This is a genomic window from Bradyrhizobium sp. CCBAU 51753 (assembly GCF_015291565.1).
In the GTDB taxonomy this organism is placed as follows: domain Bacteria; phylum Pseudomonadota; class Alphaproteobacteria; order Rhizobiales; family Xanthobacteraceae; genus Bradyrhizobium; species Bradyrhizobium ivorense.
Genome location: NZ_CP030037.1, coordinates 5,073,864 through 5,089,679, shown reverse-complemented (window position 1 = coordinate 5,089,679; position 15,816 = coordinate 5,073,864). Strand labels below are relative to the sequence as shown.

18 protein-coding genes are annotated in these 15,816 nt (G+C 66.1%); 8 read left to right on the top strand and 10 right to left on the bottom strand.

Annotated elements, in window-relative coordinates; all coding sequences use genetic code 11:
* Window positions 1–4: 4 nt before the first annotated feature.
* Both XH93_RS23105 and XH93_RS23100 read right to left on the bottom strand, forming a co-directional pair.
* Window positions 5–1,237: a lytic murein transglycosylase gene (locus XH93_RS23105; RefSeq protein WP_194469272.1), complete on the bottom strand. Its 1,233-nt coding sequence runs from the start codon at window positions 1,235–1,237 to the stop codon at window positions 5–7.
* 111 nt (window positions 1,238–1,348) lie between these two features.
* A complete protein-coding gene (locus tag XH93_RS23100; RefSeq protein ID WP_194475304.1) occupies window positions 1,349–1,870 on the bottom strand; it encodes a MarR family winged helix-turn-helix transcriptional regulator in 522 nt (173 codons plus the stop codon).
* A 104-nt stretch (window positions 1,871–1,974) separates the two neighbouring features.
* Here XH93_RS23100 and XH93_RS23095 point away from each other — a divergent pair, with 104 nt between their 5' ends.
* Entirely contained in the window at window positions 1,975–2,454 is a 480-nt protein-coding gene (locus XH93_RS23095) for a carboxymuconolactone decarboxylase family protein (protein ID WP_194469271.1), read from the top strand.
* A gap of 49 nt (window positions 2,455–2,503) precedes the next feature.
* Window positions 2,504–3,010 (top strand): cupin domain-containing protein, encoded by a 507-nt coding sequence (locus tag XH93_RS23090; protein ID WP_194469270.1) that lies wholly within the window; start codon window positions 2,504–2,506, stop codon window positions 3,008–3,010.
* A gap of 18 nt (window positions 3,011–3,028) precedes the next feature.
* Here XH93_RS23090 and XH93_RS23085 read toward each other — a convergent pair whose 3' ends face one another.
* A complete protein-coding gene (locus tag XH93_RS23085) occupies window positions 3,029–3,454 on the bottom strand; it encodes a DUF805 domain-containing protein (RefSeq protein ID WP_194469269.1) in 426 nt (141 codons plus the stop codon).
* Between the two features lie 282 nt (window positions 3,455–3,736).
* On the opposite strand from XH93_RS23085, the gene XH93_RS23080 reads away from it, so the two are divergent.
* Window positions 3,737–4,627: a dihydrodipicolinate synthase family protein gene (locus XH93_RS23080; protein WP_194469268.1), complete on the top strand. Its 891-nt coding sequence runs from the start codon at window positions 3,737–3,739 to the stop codon at window positions 4,625–4,627.
* A gap of 24 nt (window positions 4,628–4,651) precedes the next feature.
* Here the strand turns inward: XH93_RS23080 and XH93_RS23075 are convergent, their stop codons facing one another.
* From XH93_RS23075 to XH93_RS23065, 3 genes are all read right to left on the bottom strand, one after another.
* A complete protein-coding gene (locus tag XH93_RS23075) occupies window positions 4,652–6,235 on the bottom strand; it encodes a M23 family peptidase (protein WP_194469267.1) in 1,584 nt (527 codons plus the stop codon).
* A gap of 143 nt (window positions 6,236–6,378) precedes the next feature.
* Window positions 6,379–6,945, bottom strand: a complete 567-nt coding sequence (gene efp, locus XH93_RS23070; protein WP_139483241.1) for an elongation factor P — start codon at window positions 6,943–6,945, stop codon at window positions 6,379–6,381.
* Window positions 6,946–7,103: 158 nt separating this feature from the next.
* On the bottom strand, window positions 7,104–7,832 hold the full coding sequence (locus XH93_RS23065; protein ID WP_194469266.1) for a hypothetical protein: 729 nt from the start codon (window positions 7,830–7,832) through the stop codon (window positions 7,104–7,106).
* A 237-nt stretch (window positions 7,833–8,069) separates the two neighbouring features.
* On the opposite strand from XH93_RS23065, the gene epmA reads away from it, so the two are divergent.
* From epmA to XH93_RS23045, 4 genes are read left to right on the top strand one after another with little or no spacing between them, the layout of a single operon-like run.
* Entirely contained in the window at window positions 8,070–9,122 is a 1,053-nt protein-coding gene (gene epmA / locus XH93_RS23060; RefSeq protein ID WP_194469265.1) for an EF-P lysine aminoacylase EpmA, read from the top strand.
* Complete coding sequence (locus XH93_RS23055; RefSeq protein ID WP_194469264.1) at window positions 9,119–10,210, top strand: lysine-2,3-aminomutase-like protein; 1,092 nt, start codon at window positions 9,119–9,121, stop codon at window positions 10,208–10,210. The genes epmA and XH93_RS23055 overlap by 4 nt, the downstream gene beginning before the upstream one ends.
* 8 nt (window positions 10,211–10,218) lie before the next feature.
* Window positions 10,219–10,431, top strand: coding sequence for a hypothetical protein (locus tag XH93_RS23050; protein WP_194469263.1), 213 nt, complete (start codon window positions 10,219–10,221; stop codon window positions 10,429–10,431).
* A gap of 21 nt (window positions 10,432–10,452) precedes the next feature.
* The gene (locus tag XH93_RS23045) at window positions 10,453–10,716 is read left to right on the top strand and encodes a hypothetical protein (RefSeq protein WP_139483305.1); all 264 of its coding nucleotides are present in this window, start codon (window positions 10,453–10,455) and stop codon (window positions 10,714–10,716) included.
* Between the two features lie 114 nt (window positions 10,717–10,830).
* Here the strand turns inward: XH93_RS23045 and XH93_RS23040 are convergent, their stop codons facing one another.
* From XH93_RS23040 to XH93_RS23025, 4 genes are all read right to left on the bottom strand, one after another.
* On the bottom strand, window positions 10,831–11,916 hold the full coding sequence (locus tag XH93_RS23040) for a 3-deoxy-7-phosphoheptulonate synthase (RefSeq protein ID WP_194469262.1): 1,086 nt from the start codon (window positions 11,914–11,916) through the stop codon (window positions 10,831–10,833).
* A 237-nt stretch (window positions 11,917–12,153) separates the two neighbouring features.
* Window positions 12,154–12,726, bottom strand: coding sequence for an HdeD family acid-resistance protein (locus XH93_RS23035; protein WP_139483307.1), 573 nt, complete (start codon window positions 12,724–12,726; stop codon window positions 12,154–12,156).
* Between the two features lie 95 nt (window positions 12,727–12,821).
* A complete protein-coding gene (locus XH93_RS23030) occupies window positions 12,822–13,859 on the bottom strand; it encodes a PrsW family glutamic-type intramembrane protease (protein WP_139483308.1) in 1,038 nt (345 codons plus the stop codon).
* A 200-nt stretch (window positions 13,860–14,059) separates the two neighbouring features.
* Entirely contained in the window at window positions 14,060–15,304 is a 1,245-nt protein-coding gene (locus tag XH93_RS23025; protein ID WP_194469261.1) for a Zn-dependent hydrolase, read from the bottom strand.
* A gap of 130 nt (window positions 15,305–15,434) precedes the next feature.
* On the opposite strand from XH93_RS23025, the gene XH93_RS23020 reads away from it, so the two are divergent.
* Entirely contained in the window at window positions 15,435–15,770 is a 336-nt protein-coding gene (locus XH93_RS23020; RefSeq protein ID WP_194469260.1) for a hypothetical protein, read from the top strand.
* Window positions 15,771–15,816 lie beyond the last annotated feature (46 nt).

Genomic DNA, 15,816 nt, shown 5'->3' with positions numbered 1-15,816 from the left:
CGCCTCAGCCGCCCTGCCTGAGCCGCGCCAGCACCTTCAGCCCGCCATAGCCGTCGGCGGGCAAGAGGCCCGCCTTGGTCTGAAAGTCCTTGATCGCCTTCATGGTGTCGTTGCCGACCCGGCCGTCGGTGCCGCCGGTGTCGAAGCCGGCCTTGGTGAGACGCGTCTGCATCTCCTGCACTTCGGCGAGCGTCAGCGCGCGTTCCGAGCCGGGGAACGGCTGGATGAAGGGCGGTGCGCCGAGGCAGCGATCGCCGAGATGGCAGATCGCCAGCGCATAGTTCATCGACGGGTTGTAGCTCTTCACCGAATAGAAGTTCGGCCCGAGCAGGAAGGCGGGGCCGCCCGCGACGGGGATCCAGAGCTGCGCCGAGGCATTCGGCTGCGGAAACGGCTGGCCGTCGGCTCTGACGACGCCGGCGCTCGCCCAGGCCGCATAGGTGCGGCTGCCGCTGCCGCCACCGGAGGCGCGCACCTCGTAGCCCCAGTGCTCGCCGCGATGCCACTTGCCGCGGTTGACGAGATATTTTGCGGTCGAGCCCAGCGCGTCGTCGGGCCGGCCGAACGGCGACACCTTGCCGTCGCCGTCATAGTCGAAGCCGACATTGAGCCAGACCTCCGGCATCCATTGCGAATGGCCCATCGCGCCGGCCCAGGAGCCGTTCATCTCGTCGGGCGTACTCCAGCCGCGCTGCACGATCTTCATCGCGTTGATCAGCTCGGTCTCCCAATAGGCCTTGCGCCGCGGCTCGTTCCAGGCGAGCGCGGCGAGCGAGGGAAACACCGGCGTCATGTGGTTCTGCTGCACCAAGGGATCGCCATAGGCGGATTCAACGCCCCACAGCGCGAGCAGCGTGCCGCGCTCGACGCCGAAGTCGCGCTCGATCCGGGCGAACAGCGCCTCGTTCTTCTTCAGCGCCTCGCGGCCATGGATCACGCGCCAGTCGGAGACGCGGCGGTTGATGTACTGCCAGATCTGCTCGTGGAATTCAGGCTGGTTGCGCATCTGCCTGAACACGCTCATGTCTGGCTCGACCCGCGCCATGCAGCGATTCCAGGTCGCGTCCGAGATGCCTTTTGCGGCCGCGCGGGCGCGAAAATTGTCGCGCCATTGATCGAAGCCGGGCGGCGTGGCCGCCAATGCGCCGACCGGGTTGGCCAGCACTACACCCGCCGCAAGGCCCGCCTTCAGCACGGCGCGGCGGGTGGGGGACTTTGGAGAATCAGGCTGTTTCATAGGGCCAGCTTAATGGCGCCGATGGGGTGAGCCAAAAGCCACGACGCCGCAGAATCACTATTTGAGCATGACCTTGTCGGAAAACCGGTACCCACTTTTCCGGGTCATGCTCTAGCTATCCTGCAAATCTGTGGCGATTTTTGACAGCCATTGCCGGACCACGCGTTCGCTTTTGGCATCCAGGCTGGCCGCCAGCCGCTGCTCCTGGGCCTGGGCGATCTGCCGGCATTTTTCCAACAGCGTGGTTCCATGGCTGGTCAGCGTCCACTGCAGCACCCGGCCGTGCACCGGGTGCGGCGTCTTGCGGATCGCGCCGTCGCGCTCGAGGTTCTTGATGATCACGCTGACGGTCTGCGGCGTCAGGATCGCAACCCGCGCCAGATCAGCGCCTGACAGCCCCGGATAGGCCTTCAGCATGGTCAGCACCACGAATTGCGGCGAGGTGACGCCGAGGCGGGCGAGCGCGCGCTCCATCGACAGCCGCGAGGCGCCATGCGCCTGGCGCAGCAGATAGGCGAGGTAGCCCTGTTCGCCGCGCTTGCCCTCGCCGGGCGGCGGAACGGGAACGGCGACCATGGCATCCGCGGCCGGTGCCGCCACGGCCTTGCCGGCCGCTTTCCCTCGTTTGCGCATTGCCGCCATGCCGCCCGCTGCTGCCCTTGCCGATGCCTGCGTCTTGCCCACCATATCAGTGCTCTGATAATATCTCAGAACACTGATAACATGAGGCCGCCCCGATGTCACATGCGCGCAAGGAATACATCGATTTCGAGAAGCTCGCCCCCGACGTGTTCGCCGCGGTGCGTGCGCTCGGACAGTTCGCGGCCAAGGCCGGCCTCGACAAGCAGCTGCTCGAACTGGTCAAGCTGCGCGCCTCGCAGATCAACGGCTGCGCGTTCTGCGTTCAGTATCACATCTTGCAGGGCGAGAGCCTCGGCGTGTCCACGGACAAGCTGAACCTCGTCGTGGTGTGGCGCGAGGCGCCGCAATTCTCGGCCCGCGAGCGCGCGGCGCTGGCCTGGACCGAGGCGCTGACGACGCTGCCGAACGGCGTCAGCGACGAGGTTTATGCGGAGGTCTCTGCGCAATTCTCCGAGCAGGAGCTGACCTATCTCACCTCGGCGATCGCCTCGATCAACGTCTGGAACCGGTTCGGCGCCGCCTATCGCTGGACGCCGCCGCCGCGCCGGCAAAAGACGGACGCGGCCGCGTCGTAAGGTCGGCGCGCGAAATGGATTGAACAACGGGAAACAGGGAGAAACACCAATGACCTCGATGGCAGCGACAATGTCCGTTCCATCAGCACGGCCGCCGCGCTCGGTAGCGCTGGCCGCGATCGCGGGCCTCGCCTGCGCGTTTGCGATCGGCAAGGCCTTGCCGGTCTCGATGGACACGATCTCCTCGGCGATCGCGCCGCTGTGCGCGAGCGCGAATGCGGCGTCGCCGCTCGACAAGGTCGAGGTCATCACCTCGCACGCGCTGCCCAACGTGGCGGGCAAGCGCGTCACGGTGGTGCGCGTGTTCTACGGTCCGGGTGGATTCACCCCGCCGCATCGCCATTCCGGCTCGGTGACGGCCTACATCACCAAGGGCGAGATCCGTTCTCAGCTCGGCGGCGGGCCGGTCGAGACCTTCAAGGTCGGCCAGTCCTTCTTCGAGCCGCCGGGCTCGACCCACGTGATCTCCGCCAATGCGAGCGCCACGGAGCCGGCGGAGCTGATCGCCGTGTTCGTGGCCGACGAGGGTGCGCAGCTGACGACGATGCTCGAATGATCCGTTCGTGATCGGGGGTTAAATACCTGCGCGCGCCAGCGGGTCGACGCCGAACCGGTTGTCGCCCCGCGATCCCGGCAGCACGCCCAGCGTTGCAACGATCGCGAGATAGAGCACCCAGTACTTGACGTGCAGCGCACTGGCGAGGTGCGGGACGCCGAGGATCGTCAGCGCCCACCAGCCGGAGACGTTGAGGTCATGCAGCCGCTTCACCAGAATTGCGACTAACGGCCACAACAATGCGATCAGCAGCAGGTGGAGGATGGAGATGTCGTGACCCGGCGGCGGCCGGGTGTCGTAGTAGCGCGGCGCGGAGTCGAACTTGAACCCGATACGAACGACCAGCATGTCGACCAGAATGAGACCGAACAGCCCGAGGCCGAACTCCTGACGGCTGACGCGACCTTTTGGCGAGAGAAAGTACCAGGTGAAGGTTGAGAGCATGCAGTTGGTTCCGCCTGAGCTGGCATCTGCGATACACCAGCGTCTATTAACGGGGATGGAATCGGTTCCGCAATCAACTGCCTTGCCGGCGTCCTTGCCGTGACATTCCGCCGCGACGGATTGCCGCCATGACGCGGGGGCGCCGCAGTGCGCGGCGCGGCGAGACAGCGGGGTGGTACACCGAGATTGATCGAAACTGGATCACCTCGAACCGGGTCGACCGCGCTATGAGTTCTGTTCAGAAGCCCACCGACGCATGCGCTGTTGCAGAGGAATAGACCGATGACCAATCTGAAGGGACTGTCCGCATTTCCCATCACGCCGTCGGACCGCGACGGACGGGTCGACGTCGGCGCGCTCCGGGCGCTGGTCGAACCGTTGCTTGCCGCGAGAGTGGATTCGATCGGGCTGCTCGGCAGCACCGGCTCGTATCCGTATCTGTCTCGCGACGAGCGGCGGCGTGCGGTTCAGGCGACGGTTCGCCTGGCGGAAGGGACCACGCCGGTATTGGTCGGCATCGGTTCGCTCCGCACCGACGACACCGTGAGGCTGGCTCAGGACGCGCGCGATGCCGGCGCGGCTGCGGGGCTGCTGGCGGCGGTCTCCTACACGCCGCTCACCGATGATGAGGTGTTCAATCATTTCCAGACGGTGGCGCGCGAAAGCGGGTTGCCGATTTGCATCTACGACAATCCAGGCACCACGCATTTTCGTTTCACGCCGGCGCTGATCGGTCGGTTGAGCCGCGTCGATGGCATCGTGGCGGTGAAAAGTCCTGCGCTCGATGCTGTTGCCGTACCGGGCCATCTCAGCGAATTGCGCGCTGCCACACCCGCCGGCTTCTCGCTCGGCTACAGCGCCGACTGGAACTGCACCGCGGCGCTGCTGGCCGGTTGCGATACCTGGTACAGCGTGCTCGCAGGCGTTTTCCCCGGGATCTGCCTCGAGATCGTTCGTGCCGCGACCAGCGGCAACGCCGCAGAGGCGCGACGGCTCGACGCGCGCCTGCAGCCGGTCTGGGAGCTGTTCAAGACGTTCTCGAGCATTCGCGTGGCTTACGCGATGGCCAATCTCAGAGGCATCCACGCGCAGCCTCCACTCCCGGTCATGCCGCTCTCTGCCGAAGGCCAGCAGCGCGTGAAGGAGATCGTGGCCGCAATGCAGCTCGACTGACGGTGTGGCAACAGCGCGGCCGCGCTAATTGCCGCCGCCTTCCTGGGTGTCGATGTTGCGCATGACGTCGTCGGGCAAAGCGTGCGCCACGGCGGCCGCGGCCGGCGGCTCCGGTCCGATCTCACGGCCGCGGCCGCGGATCAGCCGCTCATAGGCCGACACCAGCGTGGTGTAGGGATTGACCCAGATCCAGCCGTCGCGGGTGAACACCTGCACGTCGAAATGCAGGTGCCGCGAGGTGCCGTTGGGATGGTCGAGATAATTCGACACCACGCCGATCTTCTCGCCCTCGGCGACGCGGCGTCCGTTGAGCAGGCCGTCGCCATCCATCGCCGTCGGGTTCATGTGCATGTAGCGAAAGCGGATATGCTCGGTGCGGGTGTTAACCTGCAACGTCGCCGCCTGCTGCTGTTGTGAGCGGATCACGATGCTGTCGCGCACCGCGACCACTGCCTGCTGCCTGGGGTCGCAGCCATCCTTGCTGTCGACGGGACATGCGCCGGGGCGGACATCCTGGCCTTGATGGCCGAAGCCGCTGGCGCATTGCCCGACCTCAAAGCTGCGCGCCTCGCAGAAATTGTCCTGCCAGGGATATTCGTCGACCGGCGCACCGGCCTTGCGCTTGGCGAAGGATTGCGAATGTGCAAAGGCCGGCGCCTGTTCGAGCGGAAAGCGGATCTGCGAATAGACCGTGACGTCGACATGCCCGCCCTGTTTGCGCGCGCCGCTGCCCGCGATGATGTCGCCGCTCGGGCGATAGGTGAAGTCGGACGAGGCCGCTGCCGGCCGCTCCGCGACGTCGGAGGTGATGTCGTTGCGTGGCCGCGACGGTTGTCCGCCGGCAATGCGCAGCGCCTTCAGAAAGCGTTCGGCGACGGGGTAGGCCTCGCGGCAGGCCAGCCGCTTCGGTCGCGGCACGCTGTCGAGGCACTGGATCGACACCACATAGGGAATGCCGAAACGGGTGAAGGCGTAGCGGACATAGCCTTCGCGGATGAAGCGGCGCAGGTCCGGAAACGTGCCGGCCAGTGTCTTGACCGGCTCGCCCTTGCCGGCGAGCCGATCGGCAAGGTCGTAGACCAGCATCGAACCCGAGATCTGCACCTCGACCGGCTTTGCGAAGGTCCGTGGCGGCATGGCGTCGCCGGCGCCCGGCTCGAGCGAGAACACGGCATCGTAGCCGGAGCCGCCGGCATGGAAGACATCGGCCGGGCGGAAGTCGGCCTGATAGCGCGCCACCGACAGGCTCGCCGGCGCGCCGTCCTGCCGCGCTTCGAGATAGTTTGCGGTATCGAACGGCAACAGCACGGGGATCGGGCTACGCGCGATCCCGGGGAAGATTTGCGATGTCACCGCATTGAGCTGCACCAAGGCGGGGAGCGAACGCGGATCGGAGGCGGGGACGCGGCGCTGGCTCGCGAAGGTGAAGCCCGGGGCTATGGCCGGGCGGGCGTTGATCTCCAGCCGCAGCTGGTCGAGCACGCCACGCCATTCGACCCGCATGGCCGAGATCGAGGGCGTCCTGAATTCGTCGGCGGAAGCGCCGGGAAGAGGCAAGACAACGGTTGCCAGCCAGCAACTGACGAAGCTGACAACCTTCCTGTTCACTGCACCCCTCGGCCCATTTGCGAAATCGCAGGAGAGACTAAGCCATGATCCGGAAAACAGTGTAGCGGTTTTCCGCAGCTATCGTGCCTAAACAAGATGCTGAAGCGCGATGAGGGTTAACCAGCCGCCATCGCGCGTTAGGCTTAATCCTTGGCGCGTTCGACGTAGGAGCCGTCTTCGGTCATCACCACGATGCGCGTGCCGGTGGAGACGTGCGGCGGCACACCGGTGCGGATGCCGTTGGAGAGCACGGCCGGCTTGTAGGACGAGGAAGCGGTCTGGCCCTTGGTGACCGGCTCGGTCTCGACGACTTCGAGCGTCACGCGCTGCGGCAGCTGGATCGCGACCGGATTGCCCTCGTGCATCGAGAGCTTCACGGTCATGTTCTCCTGCAGATACGGCGCGGAGGTGCCGACGATCTCCTTTGAGACCTGAACCTGGTCGTAGTTCTCGGCGTTCATGAAGTGGAAGCCGTCGCCGTCCTCATAGAGGTAGTTGAAGTTGTGGTCCTCGACGGTGGCCTTCTCGACCTGGTCGGTGGTCTTGTAGCGCTCCGAGACCTTCACGCCGTCGCCGATGCGACGCATTTCGATCTGGCTGACCGGGGTGCCCTTGCCGGGATGAATGTTCTCGGCGGACAGGACCACATAGAGCCGGCCGTCCTGCTCGATGACGTTGCCCTTGCGGATGGAACTGGCGATGACTTTCAAAGGTGTTTTCCTGAATTTGGGAAGCCGGGGGCGCAAACCGGGTCGCCAGCCCCTCGGCCATGGCGGCGATTTCGGGCTGCAACATACTGATTTGTCCCTGAGATGCCAGTCTTTTGCGGCCGATTTTGGCAGGTTGCCAACCGTTCCGATCGCGGCAATCAGCGCGATTTCCGGTCCGGATCGGGCGTTTTCCACGCCTTGGCGTTGTGCTCGGCAAAGGCCTCGGGAATCGAGAAGGTCCCGGTTTTCAGGTCGTAGAGGCAGCGCCAGTCCTCGACCCAGGGAAACGGCGTGTCCTCGCCCTGAATGTCGAACGACAGGCCGATCACGAGATAGCGGCTGTCGGGCCAGTGCTGGCCGAGCCAGGCATAATTGTCCTCGAGCCCCTTGATCAGGCCCGCCTGCATATGATCGAGCGAATAGGGGTCCTGGGGGTCGTAGCGAACGACCTTCGCGGCGGGTTGGGTGAAGAAATAGTCCCAGGCGGCATCGCCGAGCGGCTTGTCGGTTGCGGCAGCAAAACGGTCGCCGCTGCGCTTGTAGAGGTGCAGCGTCTGCGTGCCGGAGCCGATCTTCTGCATCCGCACCAGCCATTGGCTGTCCGGGCTGAAGCGGAAGCCGGCCTGATAGCCTGCCTGGTCGGTGGTTTCGCCCTCATTCAGCGGGAAAGCGTTCTTGCGGGCACGGTCGAAGGTCCAGAACTGAAACAGCATGCCATCATCGCCCATGTCGCGCGCATATTGCTCGACGCGCAGCTTGCCGTCGGGCGAGGTGATGACCTTCGCATCCTTGACCCGCTTGAACTCGCTCCCGGGCCCGTTGGCGCAGGCCGGCGCGGCAAGGGCCAGAGCGAACAGCAGCACCAATCCTGGGAGTCGGCCAAACATCGTCGCGTTCCCTTGTCCGTGGGTTGCAGATGGGACGCCGGGGCAGCCGGTCCGGTTCAGTCCATCGCGCACATGGACAACGCCGGTATCTTTCGACATGAAGGGATGGACGGCGCCCATGGGGCACGAGATCGAGATCGTGGCAGTCATAAATACTTTCAGAATCAATGGCTTGTTCTCGCTTCTTAAGCGGAATTGGCGGCGCGTTGATGTCGAATCCACAGGAGCCGTGCGGCGATGACGGAGCACGGCCAATCCTCGCCATGGTGGACACCGTCGCGCTTCGCCGACCGCAGGCCATTCCTATTGGCGCGGACCGCGATCACCAAGGCGCTCAGGGCCTGGTTTGAGGAGCAGGGATTTGCCGAGGTCGAGACCGGCGTGCTCCAGGTCTCGCCGGGCAACGAGACCCATCTCCATGCCCCACGCACCGAGCTGTTGCGGGCCGACGGCTCGCGGGCAACGCGTTATCTGCGCACCTCGCCGGAGTTCGCCTGCAAAAAGCTGCTCGCGGCCGGCGAGCCCAGGATCTACGAATTCGCGCGGGTGTTCCGCGATCGCGAGCGCGGCGATCTGCATCTGCCCGAATTCACCATGCTGGAATGGTACCGCGCCAACGAGGGCTATGACGCCATCATGGCCGACACCGTGGTGGTGATCGCCCATGCCGCACAGGCCACCGGGATCGGGCGGTTCGCGTTCCGCGGCAAGACGGCCGATCCGTTCGCCGAGCCGGAGCTGCTGACTGTCGCCACCGCTTTCGAGCGCTTTGCCGGGATCGATCTGCTGGCGACGATCGCAGGCAACGAGGGCGACCGCGCGGCACTGGCGGCTGCAGCGAGGCAGCGGGTGCGGATTGCAGACGACGACACCTGGTCCGATATCTTCAGCAAGGTGCTGGTCGAGCATGTCGAGCCCCATCTGGGGCAGGGGCGCCTGACCGTGCTGTTCGAATATCCGTCGCCGGAAGCGGCGCTGGCGCGCACCAAGGCGGGTGATCCGCGCGTCGCCGAGCGCTTCGAGATCTATGCCTGCGGCGTCGAGCTTGCCAACGGCTTTGGCGAGTTGACCGACGCCGCCGAGCAGCGCCATCGTTTCACCGCCGCGATGGACGAGAAGGCGCGCCGTTACGGCGAGCGCTACCCGCTGGACGAGGATTTCCTTGCCGCGGTCGGCCAGATGCCGGAGGCGAGCGGCGTCGCGCTCGGCTTCGACCGGCTGGTGATGTTGGCGAGCGGCGCGCCGCGGATTGACCAGGTGGTCTGGACACCGCCCGCAGGAGAGACATGAACAGGATCGATCGAAGATTGGCGGCAACGCTGCGGCAACCGCGCGAGCTGGTCGATGCCGGGCTCGCGCCGGCGAACGCGCTGCCCGAGCTGGAGCGGGTCGCCGCGCGCTATGCGGTTGCGGTGACGCCGGAGCTGGCGGCGCTGATCGATCCGGCCGATCCGGATGATCCGATCGCGCGGCAGTTCGTCCCAAGCGCGGCCGAGCTCGTTGAGCAGCCGGGCGAGAACGCCGACCCGATCGGCGACGACGCGCGTTCGCCGGTCGCCGGCATCGTGCATCGCTATCCGGACCGGGTGCTGTTCAAGCTGGTGCATGTCTGCGCGGTGTATTGCCGGTTCTGTTTCCGGCGGGAAATGGTCGGGCCCGGCAAGGCCTCGGCACTATCAGACGACGCCTATCGCGCGGCCCTGGATTATATCCGCGACCATCGAGAAATCTGGGAGGTCATCCTGACCGGCGGCGATCCCCTGATGCTGTCGCCGCGCCGATTGTCCGAGATCATGGCCGATCTCGCGGGCATCGATCATGTGAAGATCATCCGCATCCACACCCGCGTGCCGGTCGCCAATCCCGCGCGCATCGATCCCGATCTGGTCGCGGCGCTGCGGGTCGATGGTGCGACGACCTGGATCGCGGTCCATGCCAACCATCCGCGCGAGCTGACGGCGAGCGCCTGCGCGGCCTGCGCCCGCCTTGCCGATGCCGGCATCCCGCTGGTCAGCCAGTCGGTGCTGCTGCGCGGCGTCAACGACGATGCCAAAACCCTCGAGGCGCTGATGCGCGCCTTCGTCGAGTGCCGGATCAAGCCGTACTATCTGCACCACGGCGATCTCGCGCCCGGCACCGCGCATCTGCGCACCACGATCGAGGCCGGGCAGGAATTGATGCGCACCCTGCGCGGCCGCGTCTCCGGCCTGTGCCAGCCGGACTATGTGCTCGACATCCCCGGCGGCCACGGCAAGGCGCCGATCGGCCCGAGCTATTTGTCGCAGGCATCTTCCCACGAACGTGAAGAGGCCGGGGAACGACGCTATCGGGTCGTCGATTATTGCGGTGACGTTCACCTTTACCCGCCGGAAACGTGAGCCAGGCGATGGGCGGGAGCGGCGGCGGGCGGCAGGAGCCGCCCGAGGACGAGGGCAACCGCTGGATCGAAAATGCCGTGCTGCTCGGCTTCTTTGCGGTACTGGTCGCCGCCGGAATCTGGCTACTTGGCACGATGGCCGATATACGGAAGGTACAGGATTGCGCGGCGCAGGGGCGCCGCAACTGTGCTAGCATCGATGTCCCGGAACGGGCGCGATAGGGTTGAGAGCGGAGACGCGAGATGCGGAAAACAGTTTTGGCGATGGCGTTGATGGTTGCGGTCGGCGCGCTGCAGGCCTGGGCACCCCAGGCCTGGGCACAGCAGCAGGGTGGGTCGTCCTCGGTCCAGAAAAACGGGCCGTTGCTGGAGGCGCCGATCGGCCACCGCCAGCCGCGCCGCGGCGACGTCCCCAGTGAAAAGAATCTGAGCGATCCGAACAGCGCGATGAACAAGGAAGACGCCGCGCTCGACAAGAAGATCAAGAGCATCTGCCGCGGCTGCTAGAGCATGATCCGGAAAAGTGTGAGGCGGTTTTCCGAATAGATCATGCTCAAGTAAAGAGCGAGAGCCGGCGGAGCTCGAGTTCGCCCCGCCGGCAGCGCTCAATCCGTTCCCGCCTCAGGCCGAACGCTCCTTCAGGCCGTCGCGTTGCACGCTGCGCCGGGCGTCGACGGCATCGGCCAATTGCTTCAGCACATCAGCCGTCGTGTCGAAGTCGATGCAGCCGTCGGTGATGCTCTGGCCATAGGTCAGCGGCTTGCCGGGCACGACATCCTGGCGGCCCGCCACCAGATTGCTTTCGATCATCACGCCGACGATGCGCTGCTCGCCGCCTGCGACCTGGCCGGCGATGTCGGCGGCCACCAGCGGCTGGTTCTCCGGCTTCTTGCTCGAATTGGCGTGGCTGGTGTCGATCATCATCCTTGCGGCGACGCCGGCCCGGCCAAGCTCGGCCCCGGCCGCGTCGACGCTGGCCGCGTCGTAGTTCGGCGCGCGGCCGCCGCGCAGGATGACGTGGCAGTCCTCGTTGCCGCTGGTCGCCGCAATCGCCGAACGGCCGCCCTTGGTCACCGCCATGAAATGATGCGGATGCGAGGCCGACTTCACGGCGTCAGCTGCGATCCGCAGGTTGCCGTCGGTGCCGTTCTTGAAGCCGACCGGGCACGACAACCCCGACGCCAGCTCGCGATGGATCTGGCTCTCGGTGGTGCGCGCGCCGATCGCCGCCCATGAGACAAGGTCGGCGATGTATTGCGGCGTCGTCATGTCGAGGAATTCGGTGCCGGCCGGCAGGCCGAGATTGTTCACCGCCGACAGCACGCTGCGGGCGAGCCGCAGGCCCTTGTTGATGTCGAAGCTGCCATCGAGGCCGGGATCGTTGATCAGTCCCTTCCACCCCACGGTGGTGCGCGGCTTCTCGAAATAGACCCGCATCACGATCTCGAGGCGGTCGGCGAGCTGTTCACGCAGGCCGGCAAGGCGCTCGGCGTAATCGACGGCCGCCGCGGGATCGTGGATGGAGCAGGGGCCGACCACGACCAGCAGGCGGTCGTCGGTCCCGTGCAGGATGGCGTGGATGGCGTTGCGCGCGCCCATCACGACCCGGGTCGCGGTCAGGGTGCGCGGGATTTCCCGCATCACCTCATCGGGCGTACTGAGCTCTTTCAGTTCCTTGATGCGAAGATCGTCTGTCGTACTCAACACGGCTGGCTCCTTTGGATGTGGGACCTGCCGGCACGCAAAAAAGCCGCCAGGTCTGGCGGCTTGTTTTGGTGGTCTGCTGCAATTCTTCAGATTGAGCGCGATCCTCCTGCCGCCAGCGAGCTGTCGTAGCTAAAGTACCAAAAATAGCTGGTGGCGACGGTGATCATGGGCCGGGTCTATAGCCCATGGAATCCGGCCTGTCACCCCAAAATCTCGCCCCGGCATGCCGGTTCGGCGTCACGTGTTGCGCGCCGCCAACGCCATGCCGATCAGGGTAGCGCCGCCGAACATCAGATTGAGGCCGACCAAAAGCCCGATCGCCCACTCCGCCGAGCCCGGCAGGCCGGCGATGATGAAGAACGCGATCAGGATGTCCATCAGCCCGGCGATCAGGAGCCACGACCAGCGTCCGGACAGTTCGCGGCGGTGCTCCAGCGCGTACATGATGGTGGCGACGCCCTCGGCGATGAAATAGGCGCCGATCACGATGGTCAGCGTCAGCACGCCCTGCATCGGCCGGGCCAGCAGGATCAGGCCGGCCAGCACCGCGAGCGCGGCCGAGATCAGCGACCACCAGAAGCCCGGCATGTCGCGCGCCCACCAGGTCACGATCAGCCCGCCGATGCCGGAGATCAGGAACATCCAGCCGAGGAAGATGGTGACGGCGAGGCTCGCGAATGCCGGCACGAGCATCGCCGCGATGCCGAGGATCACGAGCAGGATGCCCTCGAACAAAAACGCCCGCCAGTGCTGCTTGACCGCGGCGCTCATCTGCGATCGCAGCTTGTCGAGATTGTCGGGAAGGGTCATTGCGGCTCTCCGGATCTGCGAGCGTCGAGACGAATTCTAGAGCATGATCCGGAAAAGCGCGAAGCGGTTTTCCGAGAAGATCATCTCATCGCGCTTCAGCTTGGGCCTGATGCCGACGAAAAACCCTCTCCGGCGCTCCGCATCCGGTTACGGCCGAAGAAATACACGGCGGTGGTTGCGATCAACAGCGCGAGGCCGATCAGGATCGAGGTGAAGCCGATCGGCACCAGGATGAACGACGCGTTGCGCTCGGGGTTGACGTACCAGTGATGCAGCGAGGTGAGCAGGAAGGAGACGCCGGCAAAGCCGGCGCCGCCGCCGATCAACAGCAGCGCCCACATCCGCCTGAGCTGGCTGAGCCGCTCGCGCGCGATGTCGGTGCGCGGCGCGTGATGCTTGCCGACGCGGCGCACCAGGCGGATGGCAAAGCCGATCGAGGAGAAGCCGATCACGACGCTGGCCGACCCGAGCAGCAACCGCGTGGTCGAACCAAGGTCGGGAATCCGCTGCAGGCACAACAGCGGGAAGTCGAACGCGGCGTGCAGCGCAATCGGCGCGAACAGCACCAGCGACCAGCTCGAGATCTTGGCCCAGTCGCGGTTGTGCCGGTGCGCGCCGAGCGCGCCGCCCGAGCGCGCGATCGCAAGATAGGCGCCGGCAATGATGCCGAGCGCGCCGTGAAACGGCACCGTCAGCACGCTGCGCAGCGCCGCGAGCGCACGCCACATGTCCTTGTGCTGGACCAGATAGGCAAGGTTCTCATAGGCCGCAAAACCGAGCCCGGCCGCCGCGCCATAGACCACCGTGTCCATCGGATCGGCGGAGGCGCGGCGCCGCGCCGAGATCGCGACGATGACGAGGACCTTGACGATCTCCTCGGGCGCCGCGACGCCGAACGCCGCGCGCACCGCCTGGGTGAGCCAGGGATCGTCGGGAATGGCGAGCAGCGCGTTGAACGGCGCCCGCGCCAAGCCGAGCAGCGAGATGCTGGCGGCGCCGAGCACGAAGGCCAGCCACACCTGGGTCGGCGGTCCGGGGCGCTCATCGGCTGCGATCACGAGCCACAGCACCAGCAACGCGGGCGCGATGGCGGCAGCCCCAATCACAGTCGGAAGCGACTCAAGCAACAACATGAAGCCAATTTGTCCTTATGAGCGGCGAAAATGGCCGCAAATCCAGCCCTTTGCAAGGTGGCCCGTCGCCGCGGACACGCGGTTGGGAATTCACGTTTCGCTGTAACGGGGTGCAGGCCTGGTTGCGTGGCAGCCGGCCGCCGGCAGCTCGCCGGCCAGCGGGATCTGGGCAGTCGTTCCGTTCGGACGGCGGGTCTGAGTTAGCGCGCCGCCGCGCCCTCCAGCAGGCGCCGGCAGGTTTCGACGTAGACGTCCGCGCCGGTGACGATGTCGGCGTCGTCGGTGTTCTCGGTCCAGTGATGGCTGATGCCGCCGATCGACGGCACGAACAGCATCGCCGCCGGCATGATGGTTGCGAGGATCTGGGCGTCGTGGCCGGCGCCGCTGGGCATGCGCACGGATTTGCCGTCCGCGCGCGCCGCGCTGGCGGCTTCGATCGCATCCTGGAACGGCTGATGCATCATCGCCGGCGCACCGGTTCTGATCCGCTCGACCGCGGCGCTGCAGCCGCCGCGCGCGGTGAACTCGGCGGCCATGCGCTGCAGATGCTCTTCCAGCCGCGCAATCACGGCAGGGTTGTCGTCGCGGATCTGGAACAGCATCTCGGCGCGGCCCGGGATGATGCTCGGCGCGCCCGGGTCGAGCGTGATGCGGCCGGTGGTCCAGACCGTGCGAGGGCCGCACACGGCCGGGAAGCTGTCGTCGATGGCGACGCAGAACCGCGCCAGCGCGAGGCCAGCGTCCTTGCGGATCGCCATCCGCGTGGTGCCGGCATGGTTCTGCGCACCGGTGAATGTGATGCGGTACTGCCAGATCCCGACGATCGAGGTGACGACGCCGATCTTCAGCTGGCCGCTCTCCAGCGTGTCGCCCTGCTCGATATGCGCCTCGAGGTAGCCGATATGGCGTCCCGGCGCGGCGTGCAGGCGCGGGCGGCCGGCAAAGCCGGCATCGTGCAGCGCCTGACGCATGGTGCGATCGCTGCTGCGGTCGCGCGCCGCATCGATCTCGGCCTCCGTTACCGCGCCGACATAGGAGCGGCTGCCGAGGAACTGGCCGAAATGGCCTTCCTCGTCGCACCAGGCCGCGACCTCGACGGCGCCGTTGATCGAGGGATCGGTGTTGATGACACGTGCGGCTTCGAGCGCATAGATCACGCCGAGCGGGCCATCGAGCCAGCCCGCCTGGTTCTGGCTTTCGAGATGCGAGCCGGCGAGCAGTTTTGGTCCGGCCTTGGCGCTGCTGCCGAGCACATTGCCGATGCCGTCGATCGCCGCAGTGAGACCCGCCTCCGGCAGCCGCGCGGCGAGCCAGTCGAGCGAGCGCAGATGCGGCTCGGAAAACGTCGGCTTGTGCACGCCGGTCTTGAAGGCGCCGATGGCGCGCAGCGCGTTGAGATCGGCGAGCACGCGCTGGCCGTCGAAGCGCGGGTTGACGTCAGGCATGGCAAAACTCCCGTTCCACTTTTACGCCGCAATACCGTCGTCCTTGCATGCGATGGCTGGCCGACAGGGCAAACGATTTCTTAGCGGTTCTGCTCTTAGGTCGCAGCACGAATAGCGTGAGAGTTTGATCATGTCTGCATTCCGGAACTGGGGCGGCAAGGCCGCGGTGCTGTTGTTGCCGTTCGCACTCGGTGCCTGCGCGCAATATGCGCAATACGACATGACGACGTCGACACAGCCGGGGCAGGGACCGATCGCCTGGGACGGTGCCGGACAGGATCCGAACCTCCCACCGCCGCGGCGGCAGGCGCGCAATGCATCGCCGGCCGTGGCGCAGTCAGCGGATGCCGACGATCAACTGGCGCGGAAACTCGTGATCTGCAGCACCTGCATCAAACCGGCGCCGGCACAGGTGGCGGTGCAGCCGGACAACCGCCAGGACGTGGCCAGCGCCGCCAATCGCTAGCCGGCTCGCGCGGCACGCGCGCTGAACGTTGGCCGCAAATCTCGGA